Below are 972 nucleotides of genomic sequence, written 5' to 3' on the forward strand. Positions count from 1 at the left end.
GGCACGCCCTGCGCCGCGGCGAACGGGATGCGCACGAAGAAGGTGGAGCCGTGCCCCTTGACGCTGTCGACCGCGATCGTCCCGCCCATCAGCGTGACGAGTTGCCGCGTGATCGCCAGCCCCAACCCGGTGCCGCCGTAGCGGCGGGTCATCGAGCCGTCGGCCTGCGTGAAGGGCTGGAAGAGCAGGGCGCGCGCCGCATCGTCCATGCCGATGCCGGTGTCGCTCACGCAGAACTCGATGCGCGGCCCGGGCGCCCCGCCGGCATCGAGTGCGCCGAGTTTCAGCTCGATCTCGCCCTGTTCGGTGAACTTGACCGCATTGCTCAGCAGGTTGGCGAGCACCTGGCGCAGCCGCATCGGGTCGCCGCGCACCAGCTGCGGCACGCCATGGCCGATCTCGACGGACAGCGCCACGCCCTTGCGGCGGGTCGCCGCAGCATGCAGCCCGAGCTCGTCGTGCACCAGCGCGGACAGGTCGAAATCGATTGCCTCGAGCTCGACCTTGCCGGCCTCGATCTTGGACACGTCGAGGATGTCGTTGATCAGGTGCAGCATCGTCTCGCCGGAGCCGTAGGCGGCGGTCGCGAGGTCGCGCTGGCGGGCGGTCAGCTCGGTCTGCAGCAGCAGCTCGGTCATGCCGAGCACGCCGTTCATCGGCGTGCGGATCTCGTGGCTCATGTTGGCCAGGAAGGCGGATTTCGCGCGGCTCGCGCTTTCAGCGGTGGAGCGGGCGCGCTCGAGCTCGCTCAGCATCTGGTCGCGCCGCTCCAGCAGGCGATAGACCGACAGCGTGAGCCACAGCAGCAGGGCGTTCATCGCGAGCGCGACCGACACGACCAGCCAGTTGGTGCGGCGCCAGTGCGCCAGCACGACGGTCTCGGTGGCGATGATGCTGACCACCATCGGGTAGGCCTGCGACACGGCCGGTGCGACGATGCGCAGCCGCGAATCGCTCGGGTCGGTGGGGCGC

General features: G+C 69.9%; 1 protein-coding gene. It reads right to left on the minus strand.

Translation table 11 applies throughout. From position 1 onward, the window contains the following. On the minus strand, positions 1–972 hold a 972-nt coding region (locus AC1D15_RS34390), incomplete at both ends, for an ATP-binding protein (RefSeq protein ID WP_477829597.1).

Source organism: Rhizobacter sp. P2_H2 (assembly GCF_056403375.1).